Source organism: Pseudomonas sp. GW822-FHT01E03, from assembly GCF_058802985.1.
This window is the reverse complement of record NZ_JBXAOQ010000002.1, coordinates 45,695-59,108: the sequence shown is the minus strand read 5'-3', so window position 1 is coordinate 59,108 and position 13,414 is coordinate 45,695. Positions and strand designations below refer to the sequence as shown.

At 59.7% G+C, this 13,414-nt stretch carries 15 protein-coding genes and 1 pseudogene; 10 read left to right on the top strand and 6 right to left on the bottom strand.

From position 1 onward, the window contains the following. Nucleotides 1–12: 12 nt before the first annotated feature. Nucleotides 13–663: a hypothetical protein gene (locus AC1RP7_RS03470; protein WP_057712613.1), complete on the bottom strand. Its 651-nt coding sequence runs from the start codon at nucleotides 661–663 to the stop codon at nucleotides 13–15. Between the two features lie 369 nt (nucleotides 664–1,032). Here AC1RP7_RS03470 and coxB point away from each other — a divergent pair, with 369 nt between their 5' ends. From coxB to AC1RP7_RS03445, 5 genes and pseudogenes are all read left to right on the top strand, one after another. Beyond that, the gene (gene coxB / locus AC1RP7_RS03465) at nucleotides 1,033–2,160 is read left to right on the top strand and encodes a cytochrome c oxidase subunit II (protein WP_223501673.1); all 1,128 of its coding nucleotides are present in this window, start codon (nucleotides 1,033–1,035) and stop codon (nucleotides 2,158–2,160) included. Nucleotides 2,161–2,242: 82 nt separating this feature from the next. Further along, the gene (gene ctaD, locus AC1RP7_RS03460) at nucleotides 2,243–3,835 is read left to right on the top strand and encodes a cytochrome c oxidase subunit I (RefSeq protein WP_057712611.1); all 1,593 of its coding nucleotides are present in this window, start codon (nucleotides 2,243–2,245) and stop codon (nucleotides 3,833–3,835) included. Next, nucleotides 3,832–3,957 (top strand): annotated as a pseudogene (locus tag AC1RP7_RS03455) (outer membrane lipoprotein carrier protein LolA); the annotation flags it as partial. The gene ctaD and the pseudogene AC1RP7_RS03455, both read left to right, overlap by 4 nt. Nucleotides 3,958–3,964: 7 nt before the next feature. Beyond that, nucleotides 3,965–4,516, top strand: coding sequence for a cytochrome c oxidase assembly protein (locus AC1RP7_RS03450; RefSeq protein WP_056726726.1), 552 nt, complete (start codon nucleotides 3,965–3,967; stop codon nucleotides 4,514–4,516). A 25-nt stretch (nucleotides 4,517–4,541) separates the two neighbouring features. After that, a complete protein-coding gene (locus AC1RP7_RS03445; RefSeq protein ID WP_057712610.1) occupies nucleotides 4,542–5,429 on the top strand; it encodes a cytochrome c oxidase subunit 3 in 888 nt (295 codons plus the stop codon). Nucleotides 5,430–5,437: 8 nt separating this feature from the next. Here AC1RP7_RS03445 and AC1RP7_RS03440 read toward each other — a convergent pair whose 3' ends face one another. Next, complete coding sequence (locus tag AC1RP7_RS03440; protein WP_057712609.1) at nucleotides 5,438–5,641, bottom strand: twin transmembrane helix small protein; 204 nt, start codon at nucleotides 5,639–5,641, stop codon at nucleotides 5,438–5,440. A 71-nt stretch (nucleotides 5,642–5,712) separates the two neighbouring features. Between AC1RP7_RS03440 and AC1RP7_RS03435 the strand changes: the two genes are divergently transcribed. Genes AC1RP7_RS03435 through AC1RP7_RS03415 form a run of 5 tightly spaced genes read left to right on the top strand, consistent with a single transcriptional unit; the run spans nucleotide 5,713 to nucleotide 9,612 of the window. After that, the gene (locus AC1RP7_RS03435) at nucleotides 5,713–6,453 is read left to right on the top strand and encodes an SURF1 family protein (RefSeq protein WP_493181450.1); all 741 of its coding nucleotides are present in this window, start codon (nucleotides 5,713–5,715) and stop codon (nucleotides 6,451–6,453) included. Next, nucleotides 6,419–7,012: a PA_0111/PP_0108 family redox-active disulfide protein gene (locus tag AC1RP7_RS03430; protein WP_493181451.1), complete on the top strand. Its 594-nt coding sequence runs from the start codon at nucleotides 6,419–6,421 to the stop codon at nucleotides 7,010–7,012. Before AC1RP7_RS03435 ends, AC1RP7_RS03430 begins: the two co-directional genes overlap by 35 nt. 10 nt (nucleotides 7,013–7,022) lie before the next feature. Continuing rightward, nucleotides 7,023–8,093 (top strand): COX15/CtaA family protein, encoded by a 1,071-nt coding sequence (locus tag AC1RP7_RS03425; RefSeq protein ID WP_150812643.1) that lies wholly within the window; start codon nucleotides 7,023–7,025, stop codon nucleotides 8,091–8,093. Continuing rightward, nucleotides 8,081–8,980: a heme o synthase gene (cyoE, locus tag AC1RP7_RS03420; RefSeq protein WP_008045805.1), complete on the top strand. Its 900-nt coding sequence runs from the start codon at nucleotides 8,081–8,083 to the stop codon at nucleotides 8,978–8,980. The genes AC1RP7_RS03425 and cyoE overlap by 13 nt, the downstream gene beginning before the upstream one ends. Beyond that, nucleotides 8,977–9,612, top strand: a complete 636-nt coding sequence (locus tag AC1RP7_RS03415; RefSeq protein WP_057712605.1) for an SCO family protein — start codon at nucleotides 8,977–8,979, stop codon at nucleotides 9,610–9,612. Before cyoE ends, AC1RP7_RS03415 begins: the two co-directional genes overlap by 4 nt. A gap of 174 nt (nucleotides 9,613–9,786) precedes the next feature. On the opposite strand, the gene AC1RP7_RS03410 is transcribed toward AC1RP7_RS03415, so the two are convergent. The 4 genes from AC1RP7_RS03410 to AC1RP7_RS03395 form a co-directional block, all read right to left on the bottom strand. After that, a complete protein-coding gene (locus AC1RP7_RS03410) occupies nucleotides 9,787–10,557 on the bottom strand; it encodes a MetQ/NlpA family ABC transporter substrate-binding protein (protein ID WP_223501678.1) in 771 nt (256 codons plus the stop codon). A gap of 60 nt (nucleotides 10,558–10,617) precedes the next feature. Then, nucleotides 10,618–11,292: a methionine ABC transporter permease gene (locus AC1RP7_RS03405; RefSeq protein ID WP_057712603.1), complete on the bottom strand. Its 675-nt coding sequence runs from the start codon at nucleotides 11,290–11,292 to the stop codon at nucleotides 10,618–10,620. Then, complete coding sequence (locus AC1RP7_RS03400) at nucleotides 11,292–12,299, bottom strand: methionine ABC transporter ATP-binding protein (protein WP_057712602.1); 1,008 nt, start codon at nucleotides 12,297–12,299, stop codon at nucleotides 11,292–11,294. Before AC1RP7_RS03400 ends, AC1RP7_RS03405 begins: the two co-directional genes overlap by 1 nt. 367 nt (nucleotides 12,300–12,666) lie before the next feature. Next, the gene (locus tag AC1RP7_RS03395; RefSeq protein ID WP_057712601.1) at nucleotides 12,667–13,383 is read right to left on the bottom strand and encodes a PA5502 family lipoprotein; all 717 of its coding nucleotides are present in this window, start codon (nucleotides 13,381–13,383) and stop codon (nucleotides 12,667–12,669) included. Between the last annotated feature and the right edge of the window lie 31 nt (nucleotides 13,384–13,414).

Here is a 13,414-nt window from a genome sequence, read left to right as displayed (position 1 = left end):
TTTACCGGTGAATCAAGCCGCCGGTTGATCCAGTTCCAGGCCTACGCCCAAACGGCGGGACATGCACGGCCAGCGTTTCCACGCGGCGCCGGTGTCCGGGCTGTTGAGCTTCTCGCGGTAGGCTTCCACGGACTCCAGTGCGAAGGTTTCGTCGTTGAGCATCTCGTCGATGGCGTGATGCACCACTTCGTCCAGTTGGTTGGCGAACGTCTCACCGATCAATTGGTGAGCAATCAGGTTGGCAACAGTCATGTCCAAGGGGATCAGTGGCTGGCCAAGATGCTTGATGTACAGGTCGTTGACCTCTTCGACAAACCGATGCGCCAGATAGGCTTCATCCAGCAGACTGTCGAGCCCGGCATGGCCGGCCATGATGGCTGGCGGCTGGAGGAAGTACTGCTCGGCGATTTTCAGCACCGGTTTGATCTGTGACTCAATGCCCGCTTCCCTGGCGACTTCATTGGCTGCATCCAGCAGATCAGGCACTTCTTCGATGTAGGCGGCGACAAATCGCGTCAGTACGCCTTTGGTATCGGCCTCCGGCAATTGGATCGCCGGGTGCAGATGAGCCAGTTTGCTTTCCAGTTGACGCGTCAGCAGACCGGTCTCTGCTTCGTGTTGTTGGGCTGTTTGGATCTGCTCGCGCAATGCGGCGGTGTTCATGAAAACTCCAGGAAACAAGGCAATGAAATAGGGAAGACATAACTTAGCTGGCTTACGAAAAATGCTAAGACGCATTTGTCATAATTATTTCATCCTTGAGACGGTCCCGTTATATCGATTTGCCACCACTCGTCTGCATCCTTCTCCATTCGTGCCCTGCAACGCAAGTTAATGCTGTTTCAGATCATTTACGCCTTCGCATTGCGAGGTGAGAGTCGCTGTCTATACTCGGGGTGGAATGGAGTTAGCTGATGACGCCCGACTGCATATGCAGCAAGGCCCGGTGCTCAAGTTCGTAGTCTGATGCAGCCGCTCCCTTGCCGCAGGTGAAAGCCGGCGGGATAACAAGAACGATAAGGGGAACCCGCAATGATGCGACATCCACATGTCTGGATGGGCCTCCTGTTGTGGTCGATTTTCAGTCAGGCGCAAGCGGCCTGGACTGTGAATATGGCGCCTGGAGCGACTGAAATCAGTCACGCAGTATTCGACCTGCACATGATCATTTTCTGGATCTGTGTGGTGATCGGCATCATCGTATTTGGTGCCATGTTCTGGTCGATGATTCTCCACCGCCGCTCGACCGGGCAGGTGGCCGCCAAATTTCATGAAAGCACCACCGTCGAAATCCTCTGGACCATCGTGCCCTTCCTGATCCTGGTGGCCATGGCGGTTCCCGCTACCGCGACCCTGATCAAGATGTACGACGCCAGTGAGCCGGATATCGACATCCAGATCACCGGTTACCAGTGGAAGTGGCACTACAAATACCTGGGCCAGGACGTCGAGTTTTTCAGCAACCTGACCACCCCCCAGGATCAGATCCACAACAAGGAAGCCAAGGGCGAGCACTATCTGCTCGAAGTCGACAAGCCATTGGTGCTGCCGGTCGGTGCCAAGGTGCGCTTCCTTGTGACCTCCGCCGACGTGATCCACTCCTGGTGGGTGCCGGCTTTCGCGGTCAAGCGCGATGCGATTCCCGGGTTCGTCAATGAAGCCTGGACCCGTATCGACAAGCCCGGCATCTACCGTGGCCAGTGCGCCGAGTTGTGCGGCAAGGATCACGGCTTCATGCCGACCGTGGTCGAGGTCAAGGAAAAGGCCGATTACGAAAAGTGGCTGGCCGATCGCAAGGCCGAGGCCGCGCAGCTCAAAGAGCTGACCAGCAAGGAATGGACGCTCGAGGAGCTCAAGGAGCGCGGCGACAAGGTCTATCACACCACCTGCGTGGCCTGTCACCAGGCCGAAGGCCAGGGTCTGCCGCCGATGTTCCCGGCACTCAAGGGCTCGAAAATCGCCACCGGACCGAAAGACGCTCACCTGAGCATTGTTTTCCACGGCAAGCCTGGCACTTCCATGGCCGCATTCGGCAAGCAACTCTCGGAGGTCGATATCGCGGCGGTCGTGACCTATGAACGTAACGCTTGGGGCAACAACAAGGGCGACATGGTCACGCCTAAAGAAGTGCTGGAGCTGAAACAGGCGGAAAGCAAATGACCCGGTCTATTGCGCACGTAAGGAACCGGTCGGGGCTACGCACCCCGGCCTGCCCAGTCCATCTGTTTGCAGGAGACAGGACATGACTGCTGTAATCGATGAGCATGTTCATACCGCCACCGACCACGCCCATGGCCCCGCAAAAGGCCTGATGCGCTGGGTGCTGACCACCAACCACAAGGACATCGGTACGTTGTACCTGTGGTTTGCGTTCTCCATGTTCCTGCTTGGCGGTTCGTTCGCGATGGTGATTCGCGCCGAGCTGTTCCAGCCAGGGCTGCAGATCGTCCAGCCGGAATTTTTCAACCAGATGACCACCATGCACGGTCTGGTGATGGTCTTCGGTGCGGTGATGCCGGCCTTCGTCGGCCTCGCCAACTGGATGATCCCGCTGATGATCGGCGCGCCGGACATGGCTCTGCCGCGCATGAACAACTTCAGCTTCTGGCTGTTGCCGGCGGCGTTCCTGATGCTGGTGTCGACCCTGTTCACTGCCGGTGGCGGGCCGAACTTCGGCTGGACGTTCTATGCGCCGCTGTCGACGACCTACGCACCGGAAAGCGTGACTTTCTTCATTTTCGCCATCCACTTGATGGGGATCAGTTCGATCATGGGCGCGATCAACGTGATCGCCACCATCCTCAACCTGCGCGCCCCCGGCATGACGCTGATGAAAATGCCGTTGTTCGTCTGGACCTGGCTGATCACCGCGTTCCTGTTGATTGCGGTGATGCCGGTACTGGCCGGTTGCGTGACGATGATGCTGATGGACATCCACTTCGGCACCAGTTTCTTCAGTGCCGCCGGTGGCGGAGACCCGGTGCTGTTCCAGCATGTGTTCTGGTTCTTCGGTCACCCCGAGGTGTACATCATGATCCTGCCGGCCTTCGGCGCCGTCAGCTCGATCATTCCGGCCTTTTCGCGCAAGCCACTGTTCGGCTACACCTCGATGGTCTACGCCACGGCGAGTATCGCGTTCCTGTCGTTCATCGTCTGGGCGCACCACATGTTCGTGGTCGGCATTCCGCTGGTGGGCGAGTTGTTCTTCATGTACGCCACGTTGCTGATTGCGGTGCCGACGGGCGTGAAGGTGTTCAACTGGGCCAGCACCATGTGGCAGGGCTCGCTGACGTTCGAGACGCCGATGCTGTTTGCCGTGGCGTTCGTGATCCTGTTCTCCATCGGCGGTTTCTCCGGGTTGATGCTGGCCATCGCCCCGGCGGACTTCCAGTACCAGGACACCTACTTCGTGGTCGCGCACTTCCATTACGTGCTGGTGCCGGGGGCGATCTTCGGGATCTTCGCCTCGGCCTACTACTGGCTGCCGAAATGGACCGGCCACATGTATGACGAAACCCTCGGCAAGCTGCATTTCTGGCTGTCGTTCATCGGCATGAACCTGGCCTTCTTCCCGATGCACTTTGTGGGGCTGGCGGGCATGCCACGACGGATTCCGGACTACAACCTGCAGTTCGCCGACTTCAACATGGTGTCGTCGATCGGCGCATTCATGTTCGGCGCCACGCAGATCTTTTTCCTGTTCATCGTGATCAAGACCATTCGCGGCGGCGCGCCGGCACCGGCCAAGCCGTGGGATGGGGCTGAAGGTCTGGAGTGGAGCATCCCGTCGCCGGCGCCGTATCACACCTTCACCACGCCGCCGGAAGTGAAATGAACGCCTGGCCCTTTGTAGGAGCGAGCTCGCTCGCGATGGTCGTCAACGATGACGCTGGAAGCCTGACACACCACGGCGCTCTCAAGTTTTTCGCGAGCAAGCTCGCTCCTGCAGGGTTGTGCGGAAATCATGGCTGACTCGATTTCGATGAAGAAACTGGTCACGCGCCTGCTGACCGTGGTGGTGGCAATGTTTGTGTTCGGCTTTGCCCTGGTGCCGATCTACGACGTGATGTGCAAGGCCTTCGGCATTAATGGCAAGACCGGCGGGCAGTACGAGGGTGAGCAAACGGTCGACACCTCGCGGCAGGTACGCGTGCAGTTTCTGTCGACCAACACCGCCGACATGCCGTGGGACTTTTATCCCAAACATGACGAATTGACCGCGAACCCGGGGGCGGTGAACGAGATGATCTTCATCGCCCACAACCCCACCGATAAGCCGATGAGCGCCCAAGCCGTGCCGAGTATCGCGCCCAGCAATGCGGCGGCGTACTTCCACAAGACCGAATGTTTCTGCTTTACCCAGCAAGTGCTGCAGCCCGGTCAGCGGATCGAAATGCCGGTACGTTTCATCGTTGATCGTGACATGCCCAAGGATGTGAAGCACCTGACGCTGTCCTACACGCTGTTCGATATCACCGCCCGACATCCACCGGTAGCTGTAAACACTGGCGGCTGAGCGTGCCCGATAAGGAGAACAATAAATGGCAACTCATGAACATTATTACGTCCCGGCCCAGAGCAAATGGCCGATCATCGCCACGGTCGGGATGTTCGTCACGGTGTTTGGCCTGGCCACCTGGTTCAATGATCTGAAAGCAGCGCGTCCGGAATCCCACGGGCCGCTGATCTTTTTCGTCGGTGGGCTGTTGCTGGCCTACATGCTGTTTGGCTGGTTCGGCACGGTGATCAAGGAAAGTCGCGGCGGCTTGTACAGCGCACAGATGGATCGCTCGTTCCGCTGGGGCATGAGCTGGTTCATTTTCTCGGAGGTGATGTTCTTCATCGCCTTTTTTGGCGCGCTGTTTTATGTGCGTCAAATCTCCGGACCGGCGCTCGGTGGTGAAGGCGCCAAAGGCATGGCGCACATGCTGTGGCCGAACTTCCAGTTCACCTGGCCGCTGCTGAGCAACCCCGACTCGAAACTGTTTCCGCCGCCCAAGGAAGTCATTAGCCCCTGGGGCCTGCCGCTGCTCAATACCGTGTTGCTGGTCAGTTCCAGCGTGACCGTGACCATCGCCCACCATGCCTTGAAAAAGGGCCATCGCGGCGCACTGAAACTCTGGCTGGCGCTCACTGTATTGCTCGGCAGTGCGTTCCTCATCTTCCAGGCCGAAGAGTACATGCACGCCTACCGCGAACTGGGCCTGACCCTGGGCTCGGGCATCTACGGCGCGACCTTCTTCATGCTCACCGGGTTCCATGGCGCCCACGTCACCATCGGCACCATCATCCTGTTCGTGATGCTGATGCGGATCATGCGCGGGCACTTCGACAACGAGCACCAGTTCGGTTTCGAAGCGGCGACCTGGTACTGGCACTTCGTGGATGTGGTGTGGATCGGGCTGTTTGTTTTCGTCTATGTGCTTTAAAGCAGCAGTTACCAGGGGGCATTGGAAACCAGCTGGCCGCTGAAAAAGCCCCAGGCAATCAAGCCAAGGGTAAGGGCGGCCAGGGTCACACGAACACTCAAGGCAATGACGAGGCGGTTTGAGCGGCTGTCGTCCTTGACCAGAAAAAACAGGCCGCTGAACAGGCTGACAACCGTGGCAATCAGCATCAGGACGATGGCTGCTTTGAGCATGGTGAGACTCCGGGGGGACAAGCGATGTACTTGAGTATAGCTATCGCGATGACCGATTTTCTGGCAATGCCATGAAGTGCTTTCGGCCAGGTATCGTGCCAACGCTGGTGGTGGCGCTGCTGCTGCCGCTACTGGTGTCCCTGGGGTTCTGGCAGTTGAGTCGGGGCGCGGAGAAAAGCGCGCTGCTGCAAAGCTACACCGAGCGGCGGGCCGCCGAGCCGATGGCCAGCACCGAACTGCAACACACGACAGACCCGGCCTTCCGTCGGGTTCACCTGTACGGCCGGTTCGATGCCGAACACAGCCTGCTGCTGGATAACAGTCAACGCAACGGCAGGGTTGGCGTCGAGCTGTTGCAACCCTTTCACGATCAGGCCACCGGGCTTTGGCTGCTGGTCAATCGCGGCTGGTTGCCTTGGCCGGAGCGCCGCACACCACCGCAATTCAAGACACCCACCGAGGCGGTAAGCCTTGACGCGTGGGTCTACGTCTCCCCTGGGGCGACGTTCCAATTGCACGCAGATCCCACAACGTTGACATGGCCGAAGCTGATTACGGCCGTTGAGCCAGACAAGCTCTGGACAGCACTGAATCGCGAAGGCTTTGCCTACGAACTACGTGCCGAACCCGGACCCGCCATCTACCAGGCCGACTGGCCCGTAGTCGCCATGGGCCCGGAAAAACACATCGCTTATGCCGTGCAGTGGTTCGCCATGGCGATCGTCCTGTTCGGTCTTTATCTCTATCTCGGCTGGCACAACGCAAAGGAGAAACACCATGGGAGCGGCCATGAATCCACCCAGCATGTCTGAGGCGAAACCGTTGGTGAACCGGCGCAAGGGCCGTATGCAACTGCTGCTGATCCTGCTCGGGGTGATCGGTCCGATGATCCTTGCCACCGGCATGTACAAGCTGAATTTCTGGGTGCCCGAGGGCCGCAGTTATCACGGCGAGCTGATCGGTAACGGTCAGACCCGGGCGGACATCGGCGTGCAGGCCCAGGAAGAGCGTTGGCAGATACTGGTGACCGCGCCCAAGGATTGCGCGGTGGACTGCCAGCAACTGGTGTATCTGGCGCGGCAAATCCAGATCGGCCTGGGCCGCGATGCGTCCCGCGCCAGCCATGCATTGGCCACCGCGCAGACGCTGAACAGTGATTACGAGACTAAACTTCAACGCGAGTACCCGCAGTTGCAACATTATTCACTGGACTTGCCTGCCTACACAAAAGGCGCTCAGAGCAATGACGTGCCGCACCTGTGGATCATCGACCCCCACGGCAATCTGGTGCTGCGCTACGACCCGTCGGTGAAGGGCAAGGACTTGCTCAACGATCTGCGCCACCTGCTGAAACTGTCGAACATCGGATAAGGGCATCGTCATGGCCAAGCCTGGATTTCGCCTCGCGTTGTTTGCCACCTTGCTGGCACTGATTGTGGTGTTGCTCGGCGCCTACACCCGCCTGACCCACGCCGGCCTCGGCTGCCCGGACTGGCCCGGCTGCTATGGCTTCATCAGCGTGCCGAAAAGCGAAGCCCAACTGGCCCATGCCGAATTGCATTTCCCGGACGCTCCGGTCGAGGCCCATAAGGGCTGGAACGAGATGATCCACCGCTACTCCGCCGGCACGCTGGGGCTGTTAATCGCGGTGTTGGCGGGTCGTGCGTGGGTGCATCGCCGCCATCCCGGACAGCCGGTGAAGCTGCCGTTGTTCCTGTTGGCGGTGGTTTTTGGTCAGGCCGCGTTCGGCATGTGGACGGTAACGCTCAAGCTCTGGCCGCAGGTGGTCACCGGGCATCTGCTGGGCGGCTTCGCGACCTTGAGCCTGTTGTTTCTGCTGACCTTGCGCCTGTCCGGCGTACTGCCGGCGTTGACGGTGCCACGACGTTTACAGCACTGGGCGACGGCAGGGCTGTTGCTGGTGATCGGGCAAATCGCCCTCGGGGGCTGGGTCAGTTCCAATTACGCCGCCGTGGCCTGCATCGACTTTCCGACCTGCCACGGCCAGTGGTTGCCAGCGGCGGACTTCGCCAACGGCTTTCACCTGACCCAGCACATCGGCCCGAACTACCTCGGCGGGCAACTGGACAGCGATGCCCGTACGGCCATTCACCTGACTCATCGCATCGGCGCGTTACTGGTCACCCTGGTATTGCTCGGTCTCGCCTGGCAACTGAAGGCGGTTGGCATGACGCGCCTGGCAGGCCTGGTGCTGATCGCCCTCGGCGCACAAATCACCCTGGGCATCAGCAACGTGCTGTTCCATCTGCCGCTGCCGGTGGCCGTCGCGCATAACGCGGGCGGCGCGGCGCTGTTGCTGACCATGGTGCTGGTCAATTACCACGCCCGAACCAGTCTGGTTCGGGTCAAGCAAGCGCGCTGGCACTTCAGCCCACGTAAACACTCAGCCGGGCCCATAACAATAAAAGGAGAAATGCCATGGCGATTCTGATCGGCGAACGTCCCAGTCAGGCGATCTGGCGTGACTACCTGGAACTGACCAAGCCCAAAGTCGTGGTGCTGATGCTCATCACTTCGCTGGTGGGGATGTTCCTCGCGACCCGCGCCGGGGTGCCGTGGACGGTGCTGATTTTCGGCAATCTGGGCATCGCCCTGTGTGCCGGTGGCGCGGCGGCGGTCAATCATGTGGTGGACCGGCGCATCGACGCGGTGATGGCGCGCACCCACAAGCGGCCGCTCGCCGAAGGCCGGGTTTCGCCGACCGCCGCGCTGACGTTCGCGCTGGTATTGGCGGTCCTCGGGCAAGCCATGCTGCTGGCGTTCACCAACCCGCTGACCGCGTGGCTGACCCTCGCCTCGTTGCTCGGCTACGCGGTGGTCTACACCGGATTCCTCAAGCGCGCGACCCCGCAGAACATCGTCATCGGTGGTCTGGCCGGTGCCGCGCCGCCATTGCTCGGCTGGACCGCCGCCACCGGTCACGTCAGCGCCGAACCGCTGCTGCTGGTGCTGATCATCTTCGCCTGGACCCCGCCGCACTTCTGGGCGCTGGCGATCCATCGCAAGGAGGAATACGCCAAGGCCGACATCCCGATGTTGCCGGTCACCCATGGCGAGCACTACACCAAGATTCACATCCTGCTTTATACCTTCGCATTGCTTGCCGTCAGCCTGATGCCTTATGTGATCCACATGAGCGGCACGCTCTACCTGGTCTGTGCGCTCGGGCTGGGCGCGCGGTTTCTGCAATGGGCCGTGGTGCTGTACCGTGGCACTCGGCCGCACGCGGCGATCAACACGTTCAAGTACTCTATCTACTACTTGTTCCTGCTGTTTATCGCCCTGCTCGTAGACCACTACCTATTGTTGAACCTATGACTCGAACCCAGAAAACCGTCTTCATACTTGTCGCCCTGGTCGCACTGATCCTGGGCCTGACCGTCAACAAGGTGCTGTCCGGGAAAAACCAGGGCGATCCGACGGCACTGATCGACGCCGGCATCATCTTGCTGCCGCAGAGCCGTAATCTGCCGGACGTGATGATGACCAATCAGGACGGCCAGCCGGTCGCGATCAATGAATTGAAAGGCAAGTGGAGCCTGCTGTTCTTCGGCTACACCTTCTGCCCGGACATCTGCCCGACCACCCTCGCCCAGTTGCGGCAGATCAAGAGCGAATTGCCACCCGAGGCTGTGGATAAATTGCAGATTGTGCTGGTCAGCGTCGACCCGAACCGCGATACGCCCAAGCAGCTCAAGCAGTACCTGGGCTACTTCGACCCGCAGTTCATCGGCCTGACCCCGGCGTCGACCGATGAACTGCAAACGATCGCCAACGCGGTGAGCATTCCGTTCATTCCGGCGGACACGAGCAAGCCGAACTACACCGTTGATCACAGCGGCAACCTCGCGGTGATCGGGCCGGATGGGACACAGCGTGGGTTCATTCGGGCGCCGTTGAACAATGCGAAGCTGGTGGCGCAGTTGCCGGTGATGCTCAAGCGCAACTGAAAACACCACCAAACCCTGTGGGAGCGAGCTTGCTCGCGATGGCGGTGTATCAGTCAGCTTGGATGTTGAATGTTATGGCCCCATCGCGAGCAAGCTCGCTCCCACTGGGGCCGTATTTCCAGGCACAAAAAAGGGGATGCACTTGGCATCCCCTTTTGCATTGCAGCAGTTCGATCAGAACGCCGGCACCACCGCGCCTTTGTACTTCTCGAGAATGAAGGCCTTCACTTCCGGGCTGTGCAGGGCAGCCACCAGTTTCTTCATCGCATCGGTGTCCTTGTCGTCTGGACGGGCAACGAGGATGTTCACGTAAGGCGAGTCACTGCCTTCGATGAACAGCGCGTCCTTGGCCGGATCAAGCTTGGCTTCCAGCGCGTAGTTGGTGTTGATCAGCGCCAGGTCGACCTGAGTCAGCACGCGCGGGATGGTCGCGGCTTCCAGTTCGCGGATTTTCAGATCCTTGGTGTTCTCGGTGATGTCCTTGACGGTCGACAGGATGTTGTTCGAATCCTTCAACTTGATCAGGCCGGCCTTGGCCATCAGCAACAGCGCACGGCCGCCGTTGGTAGCGTCGTTCGGGATGACCACGTTGGCACCGCCAGGCAGTTCAGCGATGGTCTTGTACTTGCTGGAGTAAGCGCCCAGGGGCTCCAGATGCACGCCAGCCACAGAAACCAGATGGGTGCCCTTGGCCTTGTTGAACTCATCCAGGTACGGCTGGTGCTGGAAGAAGTTGGCGTCCAGGCGTTTTTCCGCGACCTGCACGTTTGGCTGGATGTAGTCGGTAAATACCTTGACCTTCAGGTCCACGCCTTCTTTGGCCAGGGCCGGCTTCACGAATTCGAGGATCTCGGCGTGCGGAACCGGAGTGGCCGCGACGGTCAGGGTTTCAGCGTGGGCAGAGAATGCCGCAACGGCCGCGAAGGCCACGAGTAGTTTTTTCATTCAGCTAACTCCATGTGAGGCGCCCGTTTGGCGCCTGCCAGCGAATGGCCGGCTCATGTCTTACTTACGGGAAAAGTGGACGACCAATTTGTCGCCAACGGTTTGCAGTACCTGGACCAGTACCAGCAGCAACACCACTGTCACCACCATCACATCGGTCTGGAAACGCTGGTAACCGAAACGGATCGCCAGGTCACCCAGACCACCAGCGCCAACGACACCGGCCATCGCCGTGTAGGACACCAGTGTAATGGCGGTCACCGTAATCGCCGCGAAGATGCCCGGACGAGCCTCAGGCAGCAAGGCATTGGTGATGATCTGTCGTGTAGTCGCGCCCATGGCCTGGGTCGCTTCGATGATGCCGCGATCCACTTCACGCAGGGCGGTTTCCACCAGGCGCGCGAAAAACGGCGTGGCACCCACTACCAGCGGCGGAATTGCACCGGCGACACCAAGGGAGGTACCGGTGATCAACACGGTGAACGGAATCATCACGATCAGCAGGATGATGAACGGCAGCGAGCGCAGGATGTTCACCACCAGCGACAACATCGCGTAGATGCCTTTGGCTTCCAGCAACTGGCGCGGGCTGCACAGGAACAGCAGCACACCCAGCGGCAGGCCAAGCAGTACGGTGAATAACAGCGAACCACCCAGCATCAGCAAGGTGTCACCGGTGGCCAGCCAGATTTCGAACCAGTCGATATTGGCGAAGAAACTTGTCAGGGCTTCCATTAGCGCAGCACCTCCATGTGGACGTCGGCTGCGGTGAAGCGGGCGAAGGCTGCTTCCATGTCACCGCCGGTCACGGCCAGGGTCAGTTGCCCGTAGGGGATGTCTTTGATGCGGTCGATGCGACCGGCCAGGATGCTGTAGTCCACACCGGTTTCCCGGGCGACGGTGCCCAGCAACGGCGCGTAGGTCGCGTCGCCCTGGAAGGTCAGACGCACGATGCGGCCTGGTACGTGAGCGAAGTCGTCACGCTGTTCGCTTTCGTCGATCTGCTCGTCTTCCTGCACGAAGCGCTTGGTGGTCGGGTGCTTCGGATGCAGGAACACTTCGGCCACCGAGCCTTGCTCGACGATCACGCCGGCGTCCATCACGGCTACCTGGTCGCAGACCCGGCGGATCACGTCCATCTCGTGGGTGATCAACACGATGGTCAGTTTCAGCTCGCGATTGATCTCGGCCAGCAATTGCAGGACCGATGCGGTGGTTTGCGGGTCGAGGGCGCTGGTGGCTTCGTCGCACAGCAGGATTTTTGGCTTGGTCGCCAGCGCACGGGCAATGCCGACACGCTGCTTCTGCCCGCCGGACAATTGCGCCGGGTACTTTTTCGCGTGGTCGGACAAGCCGACCCGCGCCAGCAACTCGGCCACGCGCGAATCGATCTCGCTGCGCGACAATTCGCCGGCCAGGGTCAGAGGCAGCGCGACATTGTCGGCGACAGTCTTGGAGGCCAGCAGGTTGAAGTGCTGGAAAATCATCCCGACCTGCTGACGGAAGCGGCGCAGGCCGTTGGCGTCGAGTGCAGTGACTTCTTCACCGTCGACGGTGATTTTGCCGCCACTGGCGTTTTCCAGGCGATTGATCAGACGCAGCAGGGTACTTTTTCCTGCGCCGGAATGACCGATCAAGCCGTAAACCTGCCCGTTCTCAATCGTCAGACTGGTCGGATGCAGGGCGGGGATTTCCTTACCGGCGACGCGGTAGGTTTTATGGACGTTTTGAAACTCGATCACGTAGCGAACCTTGTGGGGCGCGTTAGAAAAGGATCAGCGGTTAGCCGGGCGCGCATTTTAGCCTGTCCGTATAGAGGTTCTTAGCATTTATTTCGTATTTGTCCTGTCATTTGGCAATAACGCGATCAAAGGTCAGAAAAAAGGAACGGCTGAAGAAACTCACCCAAGGCCGAAGGCAACTTCGACATGGTGGGCAGCATCGGGTTTGGGACAGGGAGGCGAAGGCCAAGGCGATTCCGGCCTGAAGATCTGCGAAGCCAGGGAGACCGCCATCGCGAGCAAGCTCGCTCCTACAGTAGAGATGTGTTGGTCACAAAATGTGTGGGCAACCCGAAACCCTGTGGGAGCGAGCGTACTCGCGATGCTTTTAAGATTTACGAGGTGTTAGAACCATCTGCGCCGGGACACTGCGCAAAATCTGCCGCTCCAGCTTCAGATCAAACTCAGGATCGAGTTTCTTCACCCGTTTGGTCAGCAAGTTGGCCAGCCAAGGGTAATCATTAGTGCGTGGAGCCTGAATGCTCACGTCGCACTGAAAATTCACCACATCGGCGGCAATGGCATCCAGTTGGCGACGCAGTTTGCCCATATCGTTGATATTGAGCACGACCGTGGTGCTTTCAGCCGTCAGGTCGATAACCTTGGCTTTTGGCTTGGCTTCGGCAGCCTTGAGGGCGGCTTCGGCTCTTTCCAGTTCGGCCTTGCGCGCCTGGGCAATCGAGCCGTTGACTCCGCCGGTCAGTGCCGGAGCCTTGGGCATCAACGCGCGGGCACGGCTCAGGGCAGTTGCTGCGGCATCCACGTCACCCTTTTGCAGCACGATCTGGCTGCGGCGCAGATAGGCTTCGGCCAGCTGCCGCTGGTATTGCTCAAGGGAAGCATCGTTGGGCGATTCGGCCTGCAAGGCTGCCAATTGGTCTTCGGCGATGGCCAGTTCATCGCTGGCGATGTTTTGTTCCAGTTGTACGATGGCCGCGGCCCGCGCATCGGCGGCCTCGGTGGCCGCCGGTGGCGTGCTTTGGCAGGCGCCCAGCAGCAAAGAAAATGCGACAAGGAGCAGATAACGGGAGGCGAACGACTTCATTCCTGCGACTCTCTATTTGCGCAAAAAACGA

Bases quoted from the DNA above. Each gene is read 5' to 3' on its own strand.
- AC1RP7_RS03470 (WP_057712613.1), bottom strand. From the start codon at position 663: ATGAACACCGCCGCATTGCGCGAGCAGATCCAAACAGCCCAACAACAC.
- coxB (WP_223501673.1), top strand. From the start codon at position 1,033: ATGATGCGACATCCACATGTCTGGATGGGCCTCCTGTTGTGGTCGATT.
- ctaD (WP_057712611.1), top strand. From the start codon at position 2,243: ATGACTGCTGTAATCGATGAGCATGTTCATACCGCCACCGACCACGCC.
- AC1RP7_RS03450 (WP_056726726.1), top strand. From the start codon at position 3,965: ATGGCTGACTCGATTTCGATGAAGAAACTGGTCACGCGCCTGCTGACC.
- AC1RP7_RS03445 (WP_057712610.1), top strand. From the start codon at position 4,542: ATGGCAACTCATGAACATTATTACGTCCCGGCCCAGAGCAAATGGCCG.
- AC1RP7_RS03440 (WP_057712609.1), bottom strand. From the start codon at position 5,641: ATGCTCAAAGCAGCCATCGTCCTGATGCTGATTGCCACGGTTGTCAGC.
- AC1RP7_RS03435 (WP_493181450.1), top strand. From the start codon at position 5,713: ATGAAGTGCTTTCGGCCAGGTATCGTGCCAACGCTGGTGGTGGCGCTG.
- AC1RP7_RS03430 (WP_493181451.1), top strand. From the start codon at position 6,419: ATGGGAGCGGCCATGAATCCACCCAGCATGTCTGAGGCGAAACCGTTG.
- AC1RP7_RS03425 (WP_150812643.1), top strand. From the start codon at position 7,023: ATGGCCAAGCCTGGATTTCGCCTCGCGTTGTTTGCCACCTTGCTGGCA.
- cyoE (WP_008045805.1), top strand. From the start codon at position 8,081: ATGGCGATTCTGATCGGCGAACGTCCCAGTCAGGCGATCTGGCGTGAC.
- AC1RP7_RS03415 (WP_057712605.1), top strand. From the start codon at position 8,977: ATGACTCGAACCCAGAAAACCGTCTTCATACTTGTCGCCCTGGTCGCA.
- AC1RP7_RS03410 (WP_223501678.1), bottom strand. From the start codon at position 10,557: ATGAAAAAACTACTCGTGGCCTTCGCGGCCGTTGCGGCATTCTCTGCC.
- AC1RP7_RS03405 (WP_057712603.1), bottom strand. From the start codon at position 11,292: ATGGAAGCCCTGACAAGTTTCTTCGCCAATATCGACTGGTTCGAAATC.
- AC1RP7_RS03395 (WP_057712601.1), bottom strand. From the start codon at position 13,383: ATGAAGTCGTTCGCCTCCCGTTATCTGCTCCTTGTCGCATTTTCTTTG.